The sequence below is a fragment of the Limnospira sp. genome (assembly GCF_051859755.1).
GTDB classification, from domain to species: domain Bacteria; phylum Cyanobacteriota; class Cyanobacteriia; order Cyanobacteriales; family Microcoleaceae; genus Limnospira; species Limnospira fusiformis.
This window is the reverse complement of sequence record NZ_JBIMLI010000006.1, coordinates 46,856-68,998: the sequence shown is the minus strand read 5'-3', so window position 1 is coordinate 68,998 and position 22,143 is coordinate 46,856. Positions and strand designations below refer to the sequence as shown.

The following is a 22,143-nucleotide window of genomic DNA, read 5'->3' as shown; positions in this document are numbered from 1 at the left end:
ACCTGTTGCACTTGTAAGGCTTGGGTAAAACTCCCGGCGGTCGTCCAAGTTGAACCATCTGGGGAATAGTTGAGAGTCCAGACATCCCCAGTGCGGTTAACTTTCAGGTGTCGCGCTTGTCCGGGTTCTACCCCCATACGAATCATTGACCGGGAACCACCGTTACGGGTTGAAGCTGCAAATAAGGCTAAACCTGAATTAGTCTTAAAGACATCAAACCTGACCCAGTTATTATCATCTTGCTCTACCAAAATCCCCTGTATTTGCTTATCTAAGGCGGGGTCGGCGGCAAATTTGATTTCTAACTCAAAATCTTCATTTTGAGCCGGCTGCATGAGTCTGGCGGCGCTACGGTTGCTATTCCACATATCAGTACCACCAGGGACTGATAGTTCTACATAAGCATCTGGTGTACCTGTTCCGGTGAGTAGGTAGGAACTGTTATTGTTGGGACTGATAAAATTCCACCAGGCGTTGAGGCTGTTGGTGTTGAAGTCGTCCGACTCAAAGGCTAAGGTGTGGCTGTAGGTTGCCATTGTGACTGGGGAAAATATGGAATTGGTATCGATAGGGTTTCCTATGTTGATCTGAAAATCCCAGTCTCCCCCCAATTGGTGATTACCTGTGGGGGTAGTTGAGGCGGTAATATTGGCTCTTGTAAGTTGATGCAGTTGTTTAAGGAAGGTTTCCCCCTTAGGTCCGGCGGCGACTTGGCAACCATAGAGGATAATAGAGCTATCGTGCAGTTTATCGTTTAAGGTTCCTAGGTGTTGGCTGTAGTGGGGGAGGGTTTCTGAGGTTAGTTCCACATTCCCCAATTTCAGACAACCTGGTGAGCCATGGCAGATTATATGAATTTGTGCGATCGTATTATATTGGTGTAAAGTCTCCGCTATCTGTAGGACACCATCTCTGTTGGGGGACAAAATTATGACATCTGCCACCGCGCGAAGGCCACTAATCAACTCCCGATAATCTTTAACCCCGGAGTCAATTATTACTACCTGTTGACCAGTTTTAAGCGTTTCGGATACTCTGAACGCCGAGAATAGCCATTCCAAGGGGAAAGACTTTGAGTTAATATCGGTGGCTGTGGGGTTAATCATGGGTGAGTTGCTAGGAACCTAAAAAGCTGATGGCAAGCTGCCTGAACAATAGCTAAAGCCCCAGTCTCAACTGACTGATGGGCTTAATTTTTTAAATTTTGTCATATATCCGTGAAAATACGGAGTGGTTTACAGAATCTTTACTTAAAAGTTTAAATAAGGGTGCTGATTGTAAAGCTAGGGTGAAATGTAACCAGACCTTCTGGCTTGACCCCGGAGAGTAAGTTAGCCAAGAGGTTACTGTAGCCTAGTATGATACATCAGTAGTTAGTCAGACAGTCTGAGCGACCACCGTACTGGTATAAGTAGAGTTGAGGAGACTTTACATAACATTTATTATTGCTATAGTTAGGGTAAAGTCCATATAATGGGTGGCTATCATCTGGGGTATCATGGTACTGGTCTATTTTGGTCATTAAAAATATCCAAGGCACTGGGAGTCAAATATAGCGACAATGCAGAATTTTATAAATCGGTTTTTTTTCATTCTTCCGGCTTCCCCAAAACAGTTAGTAATTTTAGTAATTTTATTTGTAGTCATGTCAGTGCTGGAAGCATTTGGGATTGGCATGATAGGACCTTTTTTGAATTTAGCTAGTCATCCCAATTTAGTCAATGAAAGTGAATTTGTAGCCTCTATATATGCTGGCTTAAATTTAACAGAAGCATCCCACGGTATAGCATTATTGGGATTGTTTATTATTGCTTTATTTGCTATTAAATCTTTCTTAAACTGGCAGATTAAAACCTATGTATTTGGGTTTTGTCTGAAAGTTCGTGGGAAATTGTGTGAAAAATTAATCCAAGAATATCTGTCTGTTCCTTATACTTTCCATTTGTCGAAGGATAGTGCTGCGGTCATTCAATGTATAATTATTTATACCCAGGCTTTTGCACTAGATATTCTTATGCCTATACTCAATTCGGCTGCCAATTTAATGATTATTATAGCTTTGAGTGGATTGCTATTGATGACCAGTCAATTGGTGGTAATTGTTTTAATATTTCTGTTTTTACCTTTAATTTTAATCCTGAATGCTTTTAAAGATAAAATTAAATACTGGGGTAAGCGTGTTAGTTATGCTGATGAATCGATAATTCGTATTGTTAATCATAGTTTAGGGGGGATTAAAGAAACTAAGGTAATTGGCTGTTCTGGCTTTTTTGAAGAACAACTGAGTGAGCAATCACGGGAATATATAGAGGCGGGAACTTTCTTACTTTCTTTTCAAGTTGTCCCCAGAATATTAGTTGAGGCAATTCTCATTTTATTTTTAGTGGGAATCACATCAACTATGATTCTACTGGGACAAGATATTGATGGATTTATTCCGGCATTAAGTATATTCGCTTTGTCATCAATTCGTTTACTACCAGCTATTTCTAATTTGAGTAAAGATGTGAGTAAATTGCGGAGTATGACCTATGTATTAGAAAGATTAAGTCATGATTTACGAGAAATTGAAACTCTCAAAAACAGCGAAGTTTCAAATCGCACCGTAGTTACAAAAATCAGTCAATTAGCTGACCATAAATTCAAGAATAAAGATTTTGGTCAGATTATTTTTGACGGTGTAACTTATCAATATCCTGGTTCTGAATCGCCAGCCATTTCCGACGTTTCTTTGTCGATTAGGAAGGGAGAATCGATTGCTTTTATTGGTCAGTCTGGAGCCGGAAAGACTACGTTAGTTGATATCATGCTGGGGTTATTAATACCCCAAGGTGGTGATATTAAAATTGATGATATTTCTATTTATAATAATTTGCGATCGTGGCAAAATATGATTGGCTATATTCCCCAGTCTATTTTTTTAATGGCAGATACAATAGAGAGAAATATTGCTTTCGGGGTGGCTGATGATTTAATTGATCATAAACGTCTACAACAGGCTTTAGAAATGGCTCAACTTATGGATTTGGTCAAAGAACTTCCCGATGGAATAAATACCATGGTCGGGGAAAGAGGAGTGCGCCTTTCTGGGGGTCAACGCCAACGGATTGGTATTGCTCGCGCTCTTTACCATGAACGGGATATTCTGGTGTTAGATGAGGCGACTTCGGCGTTAGATAATGAGACGGAAAGTTTGGTCACTGAGTCTATTAAATCTCTGAGTGGAATTAAAACTATGATTATGATTGCTCATCGTTTGACGACTATACAACATTGCGATCGCCTTTATGTCATGGAAAAAGGCCGCATTGTTAGGTCGGGGACTTATAACGAAATTGTCCTAGGAAATATTCAATCATAACCCATGGAAATACACAGATGAAACCAGTAATTCTCAGTTCAACTGATGTCGAAGGCGGTGCGGCTAGAGCCGCGTATAGAGTACATCGAGGTTTAATTTCTATGGGGGTTGAATCTCGAATGTTGGTGCGGGGAAAATTTAGTGGCGATCGCACTGTTATAGCCGAAAAAAGTATCATCACTAAACTAGGTCCTGGTGCTAATAGTATCCCCCTGAGACGCTACCCAAAACGCGATCGCCTGCTTTTTTCTCCTCAATGGTTCCCCGATGTCATAGCTAGTAGAGTAACTAAAATTAACCCAGATGTGGTAAATTTACACTGGGTTTGTAATGGCTTTATCCAGATTGAAACTTTGGCTAAATTGAATAAACCCTTAGTGTGGACTCTTCAAGATATGTGGCCTTTAACTGGGGGTTGTCATTACAGCGAGGGATGCGATCGCTACCAAAATTCCTGCGGTCAATGTCCGCAACTGAAAAGTGGTCGCGATCGGGATTTATCTCGACAGGTTTGGAAACGGAAATTTAAAGCCTGGAAAAATCTCAACTTAACTATTGTAACTCCTAGTAGTTGGATGGCGGATTGTGTGCGTTCAAGTTCCTTATTTGGACAGCGGCGAGTAGAGGTGATTCCCTTCTGTCTGGATACCCAAATTTATCGACCTATAGAAACGAAAATCGCCCGACATTTACTGAATTTACCCCAGGACAAACAACTGGTTTTATTTGGGGCGATCGCTGCGACTGCTGACCCCAGAAAGGGTTTTAATTTGCTACTTCCGGCGCTGCAAAAGCTGAGTCAGTCAGGGTGGCAAAATCAGCTTGAATTAGTAGTTTTTGGATCTGCGGAACCGGAAAACCCAGTAGATTTAGGTTTTCCAGCTAATTATCTAGGCAGTTTCTCTGATGATATTGCTTTGGCTTTGGTCTATTCTGCCGCCGATGTGATGATTGTTCCATCCTTGCAAGAATCCTTCGGACAAACGGCCTCTGAAGCCTTAGCCTGTGGTACTCCGGTGGTGGCTTTTAATGCTACTGGACTCAAGGATATTGTTGATCACCAAGTTAATGGTTATCTGGTCAAACCCTATGAAATTGATGATTTAAGCGAGGGGATTAAATGGGTATTAAATGATAGCGATCGCCTGCAAAAACTCAAAGAAAAAGCCAGAGAAAAAGCTATACAAGTATTTCCCCTAGGAAGACAAGCCCAGCAATATTTATCACTATTCCATCAGATTATCACCTAACCTAATTGTAGGATGAATTACCACTAATAATTAGGATCAATTGCGGCAATCAAGTCCTAAAATTTTCAGATATTCTTGGGTTGCTATTTTCTGGCTAAACTGTTCTAGCCATGAGGTGTTTACAGTCGGGGTGTTACCTTCAATGGTGGCTAAAATCGCCTCTGCCATTGCTGTAGCATCGCCCACCGGAACTAGGGAACCATATCGACCCTCTGCTAAAATTTCTGCGGCCCCACTTTTACAATTAGTGGAAATTACCGGAGTGCCAACCGCCATAGCTTCAATTAAAACTGTTGGTAAACCTTCCCAGCGAGAAGATAACACAAATACCGCAGCATTGGCCATATAAGGATAGGGATTATCAGCATATCCTAATAGGGCGGCATCATCTCCTAAACCATGATCTTGAATGAGATTTTTCAGGCGATCGCCATCAGGTCCCCAACCTAAAATTCCTAGGCGCACTTGTCGCACTTGTCGCACTTTAGCAAAGGCTTTAATTAAGGTGGGAAAATCTTTTTGTGCTTCCAGTTTTCCGACTCCTAAAATTACTGGAGGTTCCCCCGGTTGAAACCAAGGATGATCTAAAGTTTCTCCAGCTTTTTGCCATAGTTCCGGCGTGATAACTGGGTTATAAATATATTGAATGCGATCGCTATTTAAACCCGTACTTTTAGCTAAGTTCTCAGCCGCCCCTTGAGAAACAGCTACAATTCCATCCGCCCATGGGTAGAAATAGCGAACAAACAAAGGCAGCAAAATTTTTCTAAGTTTAGTAGTATGTTGTATTGCCTCCGAAAAAGTATTATGTTCAGACACCACCACGCGGGTGGAAACTCCCCCTAGACGTTTTGCCCAAACCGCAATTTCATTAGCATAATGGAGGGCAGAAAGTAGGGACTTAGGCTGTGATTCCTGCAAATAATTTCTCAGGGCAAAAATAGTACCCAAAACCCCGGAAGCCCCCAAATCAACTATCCTTATTTCTGGTGGTACTTTTTCCAAGTGAGGCCCCCAGCCTTTACCCAAAACTAAGTCTACTTTCAAGCCTTCTGCAATCAAACCACGACCCAGATTTAGCATAACCCTCTCCGCACCACCTCCGCCGATATAACGAAGGAAAAGTGCCACATCGGGCTGAACTACAGCCATAGTTAATAATTCCCAACAATGCTTTAATTATTCTATAATAATTAATATTGATTTGATTGTTAAATATTTATGATTAGCTTTAATTATTAAAAAAGCAACTATATATTAGTTATTGATAACTATCAACAGATGACTTCCGATGAAAACCGTGCCATAATCTACATCAAATTTTATGATAACCGCGCCTAGTATCACCCCGACAATAAGTAGAATTTATGCCTAGTTTGAGTCTAAACTAGGCTAAGATAAACATCTAAATTTCAGAAATTTATTTAATGTTTATCGTATTTTACCCAATTCGTATCACCTCAATTTTACCTATTAGTTATGACTGCTAAAACTAACACCAATACAACTCAGGTTTCTACTCCCAAAACTGATGCTAGAGATAGTCGCACCTGGGAGCAAATTCGAGAACATTATGAAATTGAACAAGAACTAGCCCGCCAGTTAATGAATTCTACCAGAGAGGAACGCATGGGTGGGCATTTATACACTCAGGTATATAATCAACTCTTCCAAAAAGTCCCGCATCATCCTCAACTTACCCGAAAATCTAGCCCCGAAATTCAAACTTGGATTGTTAACCAGCGTCTGCAATTATTAGCCCGTTTTCTTAACCCAGAAATCACCTATTTAGAAATAGGTCCTGGTGATTGTAGTTTATCCATAGAAGTCGCTCAACGAGTCAAACGAGTTTACGCAGTTGATGTATCAACTGAAATTACTAAACTACCGAATATTCCCGATAATATGGAAATTTTTATTTCCGATGGTTGTAGTATTCCCGTCCCTAAAAATACAGTTAATTTAGCCTATAGTCATCAATTAATGGAGCATTTACATCCTGATGATGCCCTAGAACAGCTTGAAAATATCTACCATACTTTAGCTGCAAATGGTAAGTATATTTGTATCACACCTAATTGCTATTCAGGTCCCCATGATGTTTCTCGCCACTTTGATCAGCAAGCTACTGGCTTTCATTTAAAAGAATATAAACTCAGTGAAATGTATAATATTTTTAAGAAAGTAGGTTTTTCTAAGATAATTTGGGTGAAGTCTAATGGCAAAATTTACTTGGAAATCCCCATTAACAGCATCTCAATTTATGTGATTAATTTGGTAGAATATTTATTAAACATTTTGCCTTATAAAGTGAGACAAAAATTAGCCAACACACCCCTGTTATTTAGAGGTATGACTATCATCGGATATCGATAAATGTATGGGATCAAATAACCGTGAAAAATTACCCACAAAAATTGATGCTGTTTGACCTTTCGATTCGAGGTCATCATCCCAGTTATATTCGCCATTTAATTGAATATTGGCAAATCCATAAAATTCCCAAAAATCTGGAAATTGTGGTGTCTTGCAGATTTATGAATGAACATCAGGATGTAGTTGAATTGAGTCAAGGTGATCATCATCAAGACATCCGTTTTGTGCCAATTACCCAAGCCGAAGAAGAACATCTTAACTCCCGAAAATCTAAGTTAAAAAGACTAAGTCGCAATTTTCAAGAGTGGGAAATTTTCTGCAAGTATGCCACCAACTTGAGACCAGATCATTGTCTGATTATGTATTTTGATACCTGTCAAATTCCCCTAGCCTTGGGGGCAAAATCACCCTGCACATTTTCGGGGATTTATTTTCGGCCGACCTTTCACTATCACCAATTAGATCATTACGATCGCACTTGGAAAAATTACCTGCAACAGTTACGCGAAAAAATAGCCCTAAAACGCATTTTGGCTAATCCTCAACTCCAAACAGTTTTTTGCCTTGATCCTTTCGCCGTCCCCCAACTTAATCAGTTTCCTAAGTTTCCGAGTCAACCTAAAGCTGTCTACCTTCCTGATCCGGTCAAATTGGATAATTTCAAACCAATTATAATAGATGATTGGCGCAAGAGTCTCCAAATTGATTCTCAGCGGCGAGTATTTTTATTATTTGGTGCTTTAACAGCACGTAAAGGCATCTATCAGCTACTGGATAGCATTGCTAGTTTACCAGCAGATTTGTGTCAAAAACTGTGTATTCTCCTGGTAGGAGAGTCTAGCATTGCTAATTCCCTAGACAGCCAAATTAGCGAAATTTGTCAAACTAAGCCAATTCAAATTATTAGATATTATCAATTTGTGCCGGAGTCAGAAGTTATGGCTTATTTTCAAATTGCCGATGTAGTTTTAGCACCGTATCAGCGCCATGTGGGGATGAGTGGTATTCTCTTATTGGCGGCGGCAGCTAACAAACCTGTACTATGTTCTAATTATGGATTAATGGGAGAAATGGTGCGACGGTATCATCTGGGATTAACTGTTGATTCTAGCCAACCCCAAGAAATTGCTAAGGGATTAATTAAGTTTTTAGAAATTTCTAATCCCCTGGAACTTTGCGATCCGCTGCCAATGCAAAATTGGGTTAAACAAAACTCAGCATCCGAGTTTTCACGGATTATTTTTGAAAAAGTCTAGTTAAGATGGCTCGGCTTGATCAGTCAGGTGAAATCAATATATGCTATGGTTATTTGACTTTCACTTATATTTAAGTTGAGGCATAAAAATAAAATCAAGATCAAACTATGACCAAGCTAATTATTCAAATCCCCTGTTTTAACGAAGCACCAAATCTCGGACTTACCCTATCAGAACTTCCTCGCCAAATTCCCGGCATTGATTGTGTAGAATGGCTAATTATTAATGATGGTAGCTTTGATAATACTGTAGAGGTTGCCAAAGCCTGTGGTGTTGATTATGTGGTAAATTTTGACCATAATCAAGGTTTGGCTAAAGCATTTATGGCAGGAATTGAAGCATCATTAAAAGCTGGAGCCGATATTATTGTTAACACCGATGCCGATAACCAATACTGCGCCCAAGATATACCGAAACTCATCGAACCAATTTTATTAGGTTATGCCGAAGTAGTCATCGGAGCCAGACCAATTCAGAATATTCAACACTTTTCTCCTACTAAAAAGTTCCTGCAAAAACTCGGTAGTCGTGTTGTGCGACTTGCCAGTAGCACTAAGATCGCCGATGCTCCCAGTGGTTTTAGAGCTTTTAGTCGCCAAGCAGCCATGCAGCTTAATGTTTTTAATGAATATACTTATACCTTAGAAACCATTATTCAAGCAGGTCAAAAAGGTATCGCTATTACATCCGTACCTATCCGTACTAATTCCTATTTACGACCTTCCCGATTAGTTAAAAGTATTCCTTCCTATATCCAGCGGTCAATTTTTACCATTTTTAGAATTTTCATGACCTATAGACCGCTGCGATTATTCACTTTTCTAGGAAGTTTTCCCCTGAGTTTAGGACTGATATTATGTATCCGTTGGTTAGTGCTATTTGTGGGAGAACCTACCCGCGCTCGCGCTCCTAGTTTAATTTTAGCAGCTATCCTAATTTTAATTGGTTTTCAGTTGTGGATGTTCGGTTTAATTGCTGATTTAATGGCAGTCAATCGAAAAATGCTAGAAGACATTCAACTGCGCCTGCGTAGGATGGAATATGACCATCACAAAGACAACTAAATTTTAGCCAGAGGATTCTTATCTATGAAGCGATTTATTTCCATTACAGTTAGCATGATTATCCTGTCAATTATTTATTCTAAAATTGACCTGCAAGCATTAGCAGATATCTTTCTCAATTCCCATCGTTTTTGGATGCCTGTAAGTTTAGCTATGGTAATTCCTATTACTTTATTTACCGCTTGGCGACTACAACAACTTATGCCCAAAAGCACCTATCTCGGATTTTGGGAAGCTAATCGCCTGATTCTAGCTGCTAGTGTTTTAAATATGGTTTTACCCTCAAAAATGGGAGATATTGCTAAAGCGTATTTTATGCGAGAACGGGGACATTTAAGCGGTTCTCTTTCCCTTTCATTGGTGGTATTTGAGAAATCATGTGATTTACTATCTTTATTGTTATGGTGTGTATTCGGTCTATTTTTATACCCTCGAAAAGATGTGATTTTTCTGACAATGACTTTGGGTGTAACCACGGGTTTAATTATCGGAATTTTGATTTTGAGTTCTCGGAATTTTGCAGATTTTTTGTTTTTCATTTTAGAGAAAATTACTCCGAAAACTATCGGAAAAAAAATCGCAAAGTTGCAGGAATCTTGGACAGCAATGCACGAACATTTTTGGAGTGATAAGCGCCAGCTTCTCAAAATTAGTGCTACTTCAATTTTTATTTGGTTTTTGCATTTACTACAAATTTGGTTTTTTATCCTTGCACTTAATGCCTGGGTTCCTTTTATTACGAATCTTGCTCTCTCTCCCTTAGCTATTTTAGCTGGATTAATGCCTTTAACTTTTGCGGGGGTGGGTACGAGGGATGCAGCCTTAGTGATTTTCTATGAACCTTATTTTAATGCTACAGTGGCAGCAGGGTTAGGGTTATTATGCACTGCTCGCTACTTTCTCCCGGCTGTAGGAGGCTTGCCATTTTTAAGCCAATATTTAACTACAGTCAGAAATCTGAAACAATCTGATATATAGAAAATCTAAAAATCATGAAAAATCTCCGTGTGGCTTGGTTACTTACTTCGGCTTTTTACTACTGGCAGCCTTCCCTAAGTTGCTATAGTAAACAATTCCCGGATACTACGGTTTTCACCAGTCGCTGGCATGGTTTCGCACCGGGACTAGAGGATAGTTTTCGAGTGGAAATTTTAGGCGATCGCCAAATTATTTCCATCAAAAAATCTACCAATAGCTATGGGGATAATTTTACCTATCTTCCCCTAAATATTGTTAAGCGATTACTCAAGTTTAAACCAGATTTAATTTTTTCTAACTCCTTTGGCGTGTGGACAATTTTAGCAATTTTATTTAAACCTATAGGACGTTGGCGAGTTGTCATCGCCTACGAAGGAAGTTCTCCCGGTGTAGACTATCGTAACTCCCCCCTACGTCTAGCTATTAGACGAGTTATGGTGAAAGCGGCTGATGCTTGTATTACCAACTCTCACGGTGGCAAAAACTATCTAATAGAGGTTCTAAATGCCCAAGAAAATCAAGTTTTTGTTCATCCCTATGAAGTGCCTTGGGTGCAGTCCCTGGGTACTCCTGATCCGCATTTGAAATCCACATCTTCTCAACAGCTAACCTTTTTATTTGTGGGGGGAATTATTCCTCGCAAAGGCCTGAGCTATCTTTTAGAAGCCTGTGCTATACTACAACAACAGGGAGAAACCAATTATCAGTTATGGGTGGTGGGTGATGGCCATCAACGACCGGAGTTAGAAACTTTTTGTCAACAAAATCAACTCACCAATTATGTGCGTTGGTTCGGTCGGGTAGAATACCATCAATTAGCCACTTATTTCACCCAAGCTGATGTTTTTGTCTTACCAACTTTGGAGGATACTTGGGGAATGGTAGTATTAGAGGCAATGGTTTTGGGGCGACCTGTTTTGTGTTCTGAATTGGCGGGAGCATCTGAATTAATTACTGATGGAGAAAACGGTTATTGTTTTCATCCCCAACAGCCGAAATATTTAGCAGAATTGATGGCCAGGTTTATTCAAAATCCCGAATTAGCTAAGTTAATGGGAATGCGATCGCAAAAACTAATGGATAATTACACCCCAGAAGCCGCAGCTAATTTTCTCAATCAGGTTACATCTTTTATATTTCCGAATTACTAGACCAAAGGAGGAAGCGTGGAACCTTTAAATATTCTAATTTCAGCCTACGCCTGTCGTCCAGGAGAAGGTTCAGAACCAGGCTTGGGTTGGAATCCCATTCAGGAAGTAGCAAAATATCATAATGTTTGGGTTCTCACCCGACAAAATAACCGCCCAACCATTGAAGCCGAACTTAACCAAAACCCCATAATTAAACTACAGGTAATTTACTGCGAACCTCCCTCCTGGGTGCGGCCAGCAAATCTCAAACAAAGGGTAGTTTACCTGCACTATTATTTATGGCAAATAGCAGCTTATTTTGTTGCCAAACAACTCCAGGAAACCATCACTTTTGATGTAGTGCATCATGTCACCTATGAGCGCCACTCAACCCCCAGTTTTTTAGCACTTCTTCCTATACCTTTTTTATGGGGACCTGTAGGCGGTGGAGAATCGGCCCCCAAAGCCTTCTGGCTAGACTTCGGTTGGCGGGGAATTATGTATGAAATAATGCGAGATATAGCCCGAAATTTAGGAGAATTAGACCCCTTCGTTAAACTCACCGCGCAACGCAGTGTTTTAGTCTGGGGAACCACAGCAGAAACCACCCAGAGACTCAGAAAATTAGGGGCGAAAAATGTAGAGGTTTTATCTCAGTTAGGATTATCTGATTTAGAAATCACTCAACTCAGCCAGTTGGCTGACTCTCAACCTCAAGGGGTTAAATTTATCAGTATCGGCCGTCTGTTACACTGGAAAGGGTTTCATCTCGGACTCAAAGCCTTCGCCGAAGCCAAATTGCCTCCAGATGCCGAATATTGGATCGTCGGAGATGGGCCAGAACGTCGCCGACTTGAAACCCTAGTTCAAAATTTGGGAATTGCCAACCAAGTTAAATTCTGGAATCAGTTATCCAGACCGGAAACCCTCAAAAAACTATCAGAATGCTTGGGGTTAGTTCATCCCAGCTTACACGAGTCTGGGGGCTTAGTTTGTGTAGAAGCAATGGCGGCAGGTCGCCCGGTTATTTGTTTAAATTTAGGGGGACCAGCATTAATTGTTTCTGAGGATGCAGGCTTTAAAGTTGAGCCAAATAACCCCGATCAAGTTATCAATGATTTAGCTAATGCCATGACTATTGTAGCTAATGATAAGCATCTGTGGAAACAAAAAAGCGATCGCTCTCGCGCCAGAGTTAAAAACTTGTATAGTTGGCAAAACAAAGGGCCAGAACTAGCTAACTTATATGAAACAATCCACAATTCTCATAATTCGGTATAATTACAGTGAATATCATTATTTTTAATAGTCTACTGCTTCCTCCCTCCCAAACCTTTATCCGAGATCCCGCCGAAAAACTTGAGAAATTTACCCCTTATTATGTAGGTTGTCGGCGGGTTAAGGGGTTAGATTTACCTGAAAAACGTACTTTAGTTATTAATCAAGGAAAGCCTATAGATAAAGTAGCAGAACAGCTTTTTAAAATCACTGGATTTGCGCCGGAAATTTATGGGAAAGTCCACCAATTAAATCCCCTGCTGATTCATGCTCAATTTGGCTTGAGTGGGGCGCTAATGTTGCCTTGGGTGGTGCGGCTAAAAATTCCGCTTATTGTCCATTATAGGGGCGCTGATGCCACGGTAAAGGAACAATCATCTCGCTATAGCTCCCTCAACCATTGGGTTTATTTTCAGCGCCTAGCAACCTTGAAACAACAGACCACATTATTTTTAACTGTTTCTAAGTTTATTGAAAAAAAACTGCTAGAACAGGGATTTCCACCCGATAAAATTCAGACCCATTATCATGGTGTTGATGTTCATCAATTTACGCCTGATTTGGCTATTAAACGAGAGCCAATTGTTTTATTTGTAGGTCGGCTAACCGAAAAAAAAGGCTGTGAATATTTAATTAAAGCTATGGCTAAAATACAATCCCAACAACCTGCTCTCAAATTAGTGATCATCGGTGATGGCCCCCTACGAACCGCCCTCGAAACCTCCGCCGCCAATACCCTCAAAAATTATCAATTTTTGGGTGTACAATCTCCAGAAATAGTCAAAAATTGGATGAACCGCGCCCAAATTATGGCGACTCCCAGCATCACCGGAACCCAGGGAGACTCAGAGGGTTTACCGAATGTGGTTTTAGAAGCACAGGCGATGGGTCTCCCTGTGGTCAGCACCTACCACGCAGGTATCCCAGAAGCGGTGATTGATGGAGAAACTGGCTTTCTTTGTCCAGAAAGAGATATAGATGGTTTAGCTAACTCAATACAGCAATTATTAACTAATTTGGAAATGTGGCAAAAATTTAGTCAACAAGGGCGAAAATATATGCAGTCCAATTTTAATCGCGATCGCCAAACGCGAAGATTAGAAGAAATTTATACAACCGTTTTAGCGCCGCCTGAATTAGGGAAAGGAACATAGCCAGCATAATGAGAAAGTTTACGGTATAATGACTATAACAATTTACTGAGGTACTAACTCAATCTCAATGCGTATTTTGTCTATTCATAACAATTATCAAATTCGAGGCGGGGAAGACGAATCAACCCAAGCCGAAGCTAATTTGCTCAAAGCAAATGGTAATCAAGTTGATATTTATCAAGATAGCAATGAGCGAGTTGCCAGCCTTAATCGAGTACATTTAGCTTCTACAACCATTTGGTCTACAGAAGCCTACAAAATAGTTAAACAAAAGTTGCGAACCCACCCCACAGATATTGTTCATGTTCAAAACTTTTTCCCCTTAATCTCTCCATCAGTATATTATGCGGCTAAATCTGAGGGAGTCCCAGTAGTTCAAACCCTCCGAAATTACCGATTAATTTGCCCTAATGGATTGTTTTTTCGCTCCGATCGCATTTGTGAAGACTGTCTAGGTAAATTTGTACCCTATCCCGGAGTTATTCACGCCTGTTATCGAGAAAATCGAGCCGCCAGTGCCATAACTGCAACCATGTTAACCCTACACCGTATGGCTCGCACTTGGGTAAATCAGGTAGATATATTTATTACCCTCAGCCAATTTGCTCGCCAGAAATTTATTGAAGCCGGGTGGTCAGAAGACCGAATAATAGTTAAACCTAACTTTGTCTATCCCGATCCAGGAGTCGGCAGCGGGGAAGGGGGATATGCGCTATTTGTAGGTAGATTATCTGTAGAAAAAGGCTTAGATGTGCTGATTGATGCTTGGCAAAATCTCCGTCAACCAGTACCCTTAAAAATTGTGGGGGATGGTCCTTTAGTCCCCCGTGTCCAAGCCGCTGCTGAGAAATTACCTCACATTCAATGGTTAGGACGTAGACCCCTCCCAGAAGTGTATAAATTGATGGGAGAAGCCATGGTTTTAATTTTCCCTTCTAAATGGTATGAAACCTTTGGTAGAGTCGCTGTAGAAGCCTTTGCTAAGGGTACTCCTGTAATTGCTTCTAACTTAGGTGCGATCGCCGAATTAGTAGAAGATGGTCGCACGGGACTGCGATTTAAACCCAGCGATCCCATCAGTCTTGCCGAACAAGTTGAATCCCTAATTTCCCATCCTGAAAAACTCCCTCAAATGCGCCGAGAAGCCAGGGCAGAATTTGAAGCCAAATATACAGCACAACAAAATTATGAGCAACTGAAATCAATTTACCAGTTAGTTTTGAGTAAACCCTAGTAGATTACATGATTAATGGAAACATACCCCAATCAATCAAGATTAATTAAACCTAAAAAGGGATATATTAAACTCTCGACACTGACTCTATTTGCCTTCATTTGCGCATTTTTTTCCCGCGTACTTCAGCTTTTAAAATTTCCCTCGATTGTTAACTTAGTGCATCTGGCAATAGTTCCCTGGCTGTTTGCTTTTGCTCTGTGGAAAACCAAGATCAAAGACCGACAACAAATTACCATCATTAAAGAAATGGTAGTGGCTCTATTTATTTTTCTGATTATTTCCGTAGCCAGTGCCTTATTAAATGCCGCTGGTTTAATTAATATTGCCGTTAATTTCTTGTTGTTATGTGAACATTTTTTATTTATTGTTATTATTCTGACTGTCCCGATTACTTTGGACAAGTTAAACCAATTGCGTGGCTATATTGTTTTTGCATCCTTCACTAATCTAGCATTTGCCTATGTGCAACAGTATGTTCTGCATCTCCATCTACGCCAGGGATTAGAAGACAATATCAAAGGTGTTTTTATTGCCCAAGGTGCGGGTCATGTCATCGGTGCTTCTGTATCATTAACCTTTGGGATTTACTATTTTTTGGCAGCTAAAAATCTGCCTATATGGTTGCGGGCTGCCGTGGTATTAGCAACTTTTTGGCACATGGTTATTTCTGATGCTAAACAGGTAATTTTAGTGTTTGGTATTGCTGGGGGATTTCTGCTATTAACTAAATTTAAAAATATGGCTGATGCTATTAAATTTGTAATTATTTTTGGGATATTATCTTATGTGTTTTGGTGGGCGATTCATAATGTACCTGAGATGAGTGCTTTTCAAACTTGGATGCGGCCGGAAATTTATGGGCCGGAAGGAGAAGCTACTTTACTGAAATCTGCTACTTTTCGCATTGTTCCGGCTTTCTATGAGTCTCCCCTTCATCCTTTGCTAGGCTTAGGTCCTGGTCACACTGTAGGAAGACTAGGAGGCTGGATGCTACGGGAATATGCGTTTATTTTAAGACCCCTTGGGGCTACTTCCCACCCAGCTACTAATACCATTTGGCAAGCGGTCGGAGACAGTTGGTTAGGAGATCAATCGAGTATGTTTTCTCCCCTGTTTGGTTGGGCGGGAATTTGGGGAGATGTCGGCTTTTTGGGACTGGCATCATTTTTGTATATTTGGTTTGTGGTTTGGCGTAGACTCTGTTTTGATGATATTTCTAAGTTTCTGGTTTTATGTCCCTTGTCTTTTGGGTTGATTTTTACTCAGATGGAGGAACCAGGTTATATGATTTATCTGGCTTGTATTGTGGTTTTGCGATGGCAAGAATATCACTTTAGTCGTCAATCTACTGAGATTCCTCAACCGCCACGATTAACTATTAAGACTCTTCTGAGACCTAAAGTTTTACTCCGCGCTTTATTGCTAATAGGATAGTGGGGTAATTATTACGGGATTATGATTAACTTAACTTTGAGATAATCTGGGGACTGATTGACCGCCTAGCAGTTGATGGGTTTCTCGCAATAATTGGGGGATTTTATCGGCGTGGGGACTATTTTTTAAACAGTCACTTAAATCTACTTGGTCAATAGTGGCGGCGTTTTGTCCGGGGAACCAATGACCACCATTTCCCAGTAAGTTATAGCGCATTTTACCATATTCGGTCATATCGTATGCGATCGCTAAATTTCTTAACCAGAGAATGATGGGAATATTAATATTATTGGGTGTATCTTCTGGGTTAGGTAAACCCTGATTCCATGTCTTGAACCAATCTTCCCCTAGGGCTTCTATGGCGGTTTTCTCTAACTTTTCTAAAATGGGGGGTAAGATTTCATCCCAACGGTCTAGGAGGTCCATAGCCTGTAAATGTTCATCAAAATCTGTAGGTTTCGATGCGCCTAAACTGAGGGTATGAACTTGGGGATAAGATAAACAAAATAAGTTGTTAAATACAATGGGACTAATGGGAGAACATAGGTCTACTAACTTTTGAGGCGGATCATATAATTTCCCCCCTTTATCAGAAGGACTGATGATAAACACTCCCATATCATGACGGTTGGCGGCTTCAATGGCGCGCCAATTTAGTTGATTGATATAATACCAGTGTAGGTTAACATAGTCGAATTTATCAGTAGCGATCGCATTAACAATAACATCCGTTGGCCCGTGGGTGGAAAACCCAATAAATCTGACTTTTCCTTCTTTTTGCAATTCTTGAGCGACTTCTAAACAGCCACCGGGTCGAATCGAATATTCTAACAGTTCCGGGGTATTAATCCCATGTAGACCCAATAAATCCACATAGTCTAACTGTAAATATTTCAGAGATTTGTCAAAGTCACGGCGAAACTCAGCCGGGTCTGGTTTCGGGGAAACTTTGGTTTGAATAATTAGCCTTTCGCGGGGTAGTTTTGGTAAAATCCAACCCAGTTGCATCTCCGATGTACCATAACCCCTAGCGGTTTCAATATGGTTAATTCCCGACTCTAGGGAACGGCGAATTACCGCTTCTAAATTCCGCTGACTTTCGGGGGGTATTTTTTCAGGAGAGGCATCTTGCCACTGATATTGATACCGCATTCCACCACAGGATAATACAGGCATCGGCAGTTCAGTTCGTCCAAACCTTCTATAGTGCATCATCAGCTATTTATATGGCAACAATTAGGGGAAACAGAAACCAGCGTTTGGGTTTCTATCCCCCAGTTTTTTTTGAGGATTAGGAAATCTCGCGGACAACAGGTTGACCGTCTTTGATTTCTCCCACTAGGATAACATCAGCCACACCCACAAACAAACCATTTTCTAAAACCCCAGGAATATTGTTGAGGGTTTTTTCTAATTCGGCGGGATTATCGATCGCATCAAATTTGACATCAATCACCATATTTCCCTGGTCTGTAATCACAGGTCCAGCTTTTTTGACTCCCATTCTCAGGGTAGGTTTACCCCCAAGTTTGGTAATGGCTGCCATTACCGGAGTCATCGCCATTGGCATAACTTCCACGGGTAATAAAAATGTAGAACCCAGACGATCTACGATTTTAGAACCATCTACAACTACAATAAACTGATCTGCTAAACAGTCTACAATTTTTTCGCGAGTGTGAGCGGCACCACCACCTTTGATTAAATTTTTGTGAGGATCAACCTCATCAGCACCATCAATGGCGATATCAATATGGTCAATTTCATCTAAAGTGGTGAGGGGAATGCCATATTCCTTGGCAAGTACAGAGGCTTGGAATGAGGTGGGAACGCCTTTAATATCTTTGATTTCCCCACTTTTGAGGCGTTCTCCTAAAAATTGAATTGTGTATGCTGTGGTTGACCCCGTTCCCAGTCCGACAATGGAACCGGACTTAACCCGGTCTGCTGCCGCTTTGCCAACCTGTTGCTTCATTAACTTAACGGGGTCTTGTTCTGGACTCATGCTAAATACTCCTAAAGGACAGTTTTGGATAACTGTAGTTTGATCAACAATTTTTACTTTATCGCGTTTTGTACCTTGGCAAACATCATATTTGAGTCAACACCAAAATTATCTGGGGTTGGATAAGTCGCCCTGGTGTTGTATTATATCATAGCAGAGCGGTGGTTTGAATAAGTGATAATTTGGGGTAACTGTTGGACGGTTGCCAATTCTACCTAATACGCTGACAGATTATTATTAGTTGTATCAACACGCATTTGAGGAAAGTTAGTGAATTCAGAGCAGATTAAGGTTTATTGTTGTCAGGGCCAGGTTTTTTTTAGTCGGGGTGATTATCCAGCTAGTATTGAGGCTTATATGAAGGCTTTAGAACTGGATATTAAAAATGCCGATGTTTATATCATGTTGGCAGAATCATATATTTATAATCAGGAAATTGATGCAGCTATTTCGGCTTTAGAAAAGGCTTTAAAATTACAGCCTGATTTGGCTGGGGCTTATATGCGAGTTGGCAATGCTCTGCAAATGTGTAATTGTCTGGATTTGGCTATTTGGGCTTATACTCAAGGGTTGGAAATTGAGCCAAATTATAGCATAGCTTATAGTAATTTGGGTGGTGTTTATTATCAGCAACAGAGATGGCATGAGGCGATTAATTGTTATCAGAAATGCCTGGGAATTGATCCTGATTTGGCGATTGTTCATTGGATGCTAGGAAATGCTTTGATTAAATCAGGGGATATGGCGGGCGCTATTACCTGTTATCAGCGGGCGATTAACCTACAAGACAGACCGGATTTTTATCGCAAACTGGCGGAAGCGCTAGAGAAAAATGGTCAGATTAATGAGGCGATCGCCAATTATAAAACCGCCCTCAAACTTGATGCTAATAATAGTGATATTATCGGGAAAATTGCCGAATTAAAATCCCGGCTAGAAACTCCGGTTTCCGGGTCTATCAGTGAATCGATGAATTTTATAGAAGATGCTACCGATAGTTTTGATGAACAGGGGGTAGATTTTTCGGGTCAAGTCTTAGAAGGGGAATTACACTATCAGGAAGAAACCCAGGAATCAGAGGATTTAGTTACCCCTCCCACTGAACAGTTATTAATTCAAGCAGATGCAAAATTTTGGGCACAAAAGCCGATAAATCCCAGGGTATTATCCTTACAAAAACAAGCAGAATTATATTTATCTCAGGGCAAATTAGAGGAAACTGTTGCCACCTGTCAGCAAATCTTAAAACTCGATCCTAATTTTTTATTTGTCTATGTAGTCCTGGGTAATGCCTTACATTTTCAAGGCAAAATATCCTCAGCCATTCGCGCCTACAATCAAGCCTTAGAAATTCATCCCGATTTTGCGGAAGTTCATGCTAATCTAGCGACCATGTATCTGCAAAATGGGCAGGTAAATGAAGCGATCGCCGCTTATCAAAAGTCCATTGAGATTAAACCGGACTTGGCGGCGGTACATTGGAATTTAGGGAGAGTTTATCAACAATTAGGAAATACAGAAGCCGCCATTAATTCCTGGAAAATCGCCTTAGAATTAAAACCCGATTTAGTAGAAGCCGACTTTCACTTTGAGTTAGGCAATATTCTGGCGCGACGGGGTGAATATGAACCAGCGATCGCCAGTTATCAACGGGCAATTTCCCGGAAACCCAATTGGGCGGAACCCTATGCTAATATCGGCTGTTTACGGGTGCAGCAAGACCGCTTAAAAGAGGCTTTAGACCAGTTACAAAAAGCCATTGCTCTCAGCCCCAAAATGCCGGAACTGTATCTACACACCGCCCGCATTTTTACCAAACTCCGCCGCCACCAAGATGCCATTAATCACTATCAAAAAGTAATTGAACTCCAACCCAATTTTCCCGATGCCTATGCTAATTTAGCGAATATGCAGGCAATCCTTGGACAACTACCAGAGGCGATCGCTAACTATCAAAAAACCCTACAATTAAAACCAGAATGGGCAGAAGTTTACTGTCGTCTCGCCCATATTCAAAAACAAAAGGAACCCAAAGAAGCCGTAGCCAACCTAGAAAAAGCGCTGGAACTTAAACCAGATTTTGCCGAAGCCTATCAACAACTCTGTGATCTTCTCAGCCATTCCACCAATTTAGGAAAAGCCAGAAAGGTAGCCGATCGCTACTGGGAAAACTGCGGTAAAACTCTACCCGTCCTATGCGCGATCGCCTATATTTTTTCCTATACTCAATCAGGCGCTTGTGAACAGGCATTAGCCAAACTCGAACACTTAGAAACCATCTGCAATAACAGCATGGAAACCCTCACCGAAATCGAAATCAGGCTAATTTATGAAATCATTTTATTTACAGTTCCCCACCTCCGGGATAACTTAGAAGGAAACGCCCAATTTTATCAGATAATTTGTCAATCTTATTACCAAGAACCCATAGCCACTCCCCCGTCTATTTATGCCGAACCGCGTTCCCCTTTAAAAATCGGTTTTCTTTCCAAACATTTTCGCCGCCATTCCGTGGGTTGGTGTGCCGAAGGAGTCATCAAAGAAATGTCCGCAATTACCCCCCATATTAATTTATATATTAGTGGCATACTGCACCCCGATGAGGTAACAGCCAGATATGAACAAACCGTCGCTAAATGCTATTGGCCGAAATCCTATCCCAATGGTTTTGCCTCCGCAGAAGAATTAAGTCAAGAAATCCGAAGCGATCGCATTGATGTATTAGTTGATCTCGACTCAGTAACCATTCCTGTAAACGTGCAAGTTTTGCATAAATCCCCCGCCCCAGTTTGTGTAACTTGGTTAGGATTTGATGCCCCCTATCTCACCAGTAACCATTATCTAATTTGTGACCAACATACTCACCCACCCGGAATAGAAAAACATTATCTCGAACGCCTAGTTAGGCTACCAGATACCGCCGTAGCCATAGCCGGACTTCCCACCCGTCCCGTAGATAGAAACATGGTGAGACAACAGTTAAATATCCCCCCAAATGCCGTAGCTTATCTATGCGTTGCGCCGGGGCGAAAAACCAATGGGGAGATGATCAAAGCCCAGGTTAATATTCTGCGATCGGTTCCCAATAGTGTATTAATTCGCAAAGGTCAAGGGGATGCCCAACTACTGCGAGAAATGTATAACCAAGCCTGCGAAGACCTAGGAGTTGACATCAATCGTTTAATCTTTTTAGGACTCACCAAAACCGAAGAAGAACACCGGGCGATTTATAAAGTTGCGGATGTCATGTTAGATTCCTACCCCTACAATGGAGGAACCCATAACCTAGAGGCATTATGGTCAGAATTACCCGTAGTCACCAGGTCAGGTAGACAGTATTTATCGCGGATGGGTTATGCTTTCCTAAAATCAGTTAACCTTGATATAGGTGTAGCTTGGAGTTGGGAAGAATACACCCAACTAGGGATTGAATTTGGTCAAAATGCCACATTAAGACAGCAAATTAGTAACCATTTAGCCAGAGTTAAACAACCAGAAACTCTCGCCCCCTTGTGGAATCCTAAACAGTTAGCCATTCAAATGTATCGAACCTTTGAACAATTAAGGCGCGTGACTAATTAGGAACATCTCGCCCAGAAACGTTATCATGGACGATAGCA

The 22,143-nt window shown here is 40.9% G+C and carries 16 protein-coding genes; 12 read left to right on the top strand and 4 right to left on the bottom strand.

Annotated elements, in window-relative coordinates:
• The coding region (locus ACTIE0_RS02220; protein ID WP_439516826.1) for a DUF4347 domain-containing protein at positions 1-1,106 on the bottom strand (1,106 nt) is incomplete at its 3' end.
• Positions 1,107-1,561: 455 nt separating this feature from the next.
• Between ACTIE0_RS02220 and ACTIE0_RS02215 the strand changes: the two genes are divergently transcribed.
• Both ACTIE0_RS02215 and ACTIE0_RS02210 read left to right on the top strand, forming a co-directional pair.
• Positions 1,562-3,361 (top strand): ABC transporter ATP-binding protein, encoded by a 1,800-nt coding sequence (locus tag ACTIE0_RS02215; RefSeq protein WP_006621594.1) that lies wholly within the window; start codon positions 1,562-1,564, stop codon positions 3,359-3,361.
• Positions 3,362-3,378: 17 nt separating this feature from the next.
• On the top strand, positions 3,379-4,611 hold the full coding sequence (locus tag ACTIE0_RS02210; protein ID WP_006621595.1) for a glycosyltransferase family 4 protein: 1,233 nt from the start codon (positions 3,379-3,381) through the stop codon (positions 4,609-4,611).
• Between the two features lie 36 nt (positions 4,612-4,647).
• On the opposite strand, the gene ACTIE0_RS02205 is transcribed toward ACTIE0_RS02210, so the two are convergent.
• Positions 4,648-5,763, bottom strand: coding sequence for a glycosyltransferase (locus ACTIE0_RS02205; protein ID WP_006667884.1), 1,116 nt, complete (start codon positions 5,761-5,763; stop codon positions 4,648-4,650).
• Between the two features lie 327 nt (positions 5,764-6,090).
• Between ACTIE0_RS02205 and ACTIE0_RS02200 the strand changes: the two genes are divergently transcribed.
• The 9 genes from ACTIE0_RS02200 to ACTIE0_RS02160 all read left to right on the top strand — a co-directional run bounded on the left by ACTIE0_RS02200 (position 6,091) and on the right by ACTIE0_RS02160 (position 16,518).
• Entirely contained in the window at positions 6,091-6,987 is an 897-nt protein-coding gene (locus ACTIE0_RS02200; protein ID WP_006667885.1) for a class I SAM-dependent methyltransferase, read from the top strand.
• 20 nt (positions 6,988-7,007) lie between these two features.
• Positions 7,008-8,243 carry a glycosyltransferase family 4 protein gene (locus ACTIE0_RS02195; RefSeq protein WP_235720116.1) on the top strand — a complete coding sequence of 412 codons (1,236 nt, stop codon included), beginning with the start codon at positions 7,008-7,010 and terminating at the stop codon, positions 8,241-8,243.
• Positions 8,244-8,350: 107 nt separating this feature from the next.
• Entirely contained in the window at positions 8,351-9,307 is a 957-nt protein-coding gene (locus ACTIE0_RS02190; protein WP_006621599.1) for a glycosyltransferase family 2 protein, read from the top strand.
• Between the two features lie 24 nt (positions 9,308-9,331).
• Positions 9,332-10,285 carry a lysylphosphatidylglycerol synthase transmembrane domain-containing protein gene (locus ACTIE0_RS02185; RefSeq protein WP_006667887.1) on the top strand — a complete coding sequence of 318 codons (954 nt, stop codon included), beginning with the start codon at positions 9,332-9,334 and terminating at the stop codon, positions 10,283-10,285.
• A gap of 14 nt (positions 10,286-10,299) precedes the next feature.
• Positions 10,300-11,436 (top strand): glycosyltransferase family 4 protein, encoded by a 1,137-nt coding sequence (locus tag ACTIE0_RS02180; RefSeq protein ID WP_006621602.1) that lies wholly within the window; start codon positions 10,300-10,302, stop codon positions 11,434-11,436.
• 15 nt (positions 11,437-11,451) lie between these two features.
• Positions 11,452-12,696, top strand: coding sequence for a glycosyltransferase family 4 protein (locus ACTIE0_RS02175; RefSeq protein WP_006667888.1), 1,245 nt, complete (start codon positions 11,452-11,454; stop codon positions 12,694-12,696).
• Between the two features lie 5 nt (positions 12,697-12,701).
• A complete protein-coding gene (locus ACTIE0_RS02170) occupies positions 12,702-13,847 on the top strand; it encodes a glycosyltransferase (RefSeq protein WP_006667889.1) in 1,146 nt (381 codons plus the stop codon).
• 67 nt (positions 13,848-13,914) lie between these two features.
• The gene (locus ACTIE0_RS02165) at positions 13,915-15,081 is read left to right on the top strand and encodes a glycosyltransferase family 4 protein (protein WP_006667890.1); all 1,167 of its coding nucleotides are present in this window, start codon (positions 13,915-13,917) and stop codon (positions 15,079-15,081) included.
• 15 nt (positions 15,082-15,096) lie between these two features.
• Positions 15,097-16,518: a hypothetical protein gene (locus tag ACTIE0_RS02160; protein ID WP_006667891.1), complete on the top strand. Its 1,422-nt coding sequence runs from the start codon at positions 15,097-15,099 to the stop codon at positions 16,516-16,518.
• A gap of 30 nt (positions 16,519-16,548) precedes the next feature.
• Here ACTIE0_RS02160 and ACTIE0_RS02155 read toward each other — a convergent pair whose 3' ends face one another.
• Together ACTIE0_RS02155 and rpiA are read right to left on the bottom strand one after the other, a co-directional pair.
• Positions 16,549-17,730 (bottom strand): aldo/keto reductase, encoded by a 1,182-nt coding sequence (locus ACTIE0_RS02155; protein ID WP_035758774.1) that lies wholly within the window; start codon positions 17,728-17,730, stop codon positions 16,549-16,551.
• Positions 17,731-17,809: 79 nt separating this feature from the next.
• Entirely contained in the window at positions 17,810-18,523 is a 714-nt protein-coding gene (gene rpiA, locus ACTIE0_RS02150) for a ribose-5-phosphate isomerase RpiA (RefSeq protein ID WP_006621611.1), read from the bottom strand.
• 270 nt (positions 18,524-18,793) lie between these two features.
• Here rpiA and ACTIE0_RS02145 point away from each other — a divergent pair, with 270 nt between their 5' ends.
• Complete coding sequence (locus tag ACTIE0_RS02145) at positions 18,794-22,105, top strand: tetratricopeptide repeat protein (protein WP_006667893.1); 3,312 nt, start codon at positions 18,794-18,796, stop codon at positions 22,103-22,105.
• Positions 22,106-22,143 lie beyond the last annotated feature (38 nt).

Excerpts from the sequence above, each read along its gene's own strand:
- ACTIE0_RS02190 (WP_006621599.1), top strand. The coding sequence starts at position 8,351 with ATGACCAAGCTAATTATTCAAATCCCCTGTTTTAACGAAGCACCAAAT.
- ACTIE0_RS02205 (WP_006667884.1), bottom strand. The coding sequence starts at position 5,763 with ATGGCTGTAGTTCAGCCCGATGTGGCACTTTTCCTTCGTTATATCGGC.
- ACTIE0_RS02185 (WP_006667887.1), top strand. The coding sequence starts at position 9,332 with ATGAAGCGATTTATTTCCATTACAGTTAGCATGATTATCCTGTCAATT.
- ACTIE0_RS02155 (WP_035758774.1), bottom strand. The coding sequence starts at position 17,730 with ATGCACTATAGAAGGTTTGGACGAACTGAACTGCCGATGCCTGTATTA.
- ACTIE0_RS02215 (WP_006621594.1), top strand. The coding sequence starts at position 1,562 with ATGCAGAATTTTATAAATCGGTTTTTTTTCATTCTTCCGGCTTCCCCA.
- ACTIE0_RS02200 (WP_006667885.1), top strand. The coding sequence starts at position 6,091 with ATGACTGCTAAAACTAACACCAATACAACTCAGGTTTCTACTCCCAAA.
- ACTIE0_RS02165 (WP_006667890.1), top strand. The coding sequence starts at position 13,915 with ATGCGTATTTTGTCTATTCATAACAATTATCAAATTCGAGGCGGGGAA.
- ACTIE0_RS02160 (WP_006667891.1), top strand. The coding sequence starts at position 15,097 with ATGGAAACATACCCCAATCAATCAAGATTAATTAAACCTAAAAAGGGA.
- rpiA (WP_006621611.1), bottom strand. The coding sequence starts at position 18,523 with ATGAGTCCAGAACAAGACCCCGTTAAGTTAATGAAGCAACAGGTTGGC.
- ACTIE0_RS02180 (WP_006621602.1), top strand. The coding sequence starts at position 10,300 with ATGAAAAATCTCCGTGTGGCTTGGTTACTTACTTCGGCTTTTTACTAC.
- ACTIE0_RS02210 (WP_006621595.1), top strand. The coding sequence starts at position 3,379 with ATGAAACCAGTAATTCTCAGTTCAACTGATGTCGAAGGCGGTGCGGCT.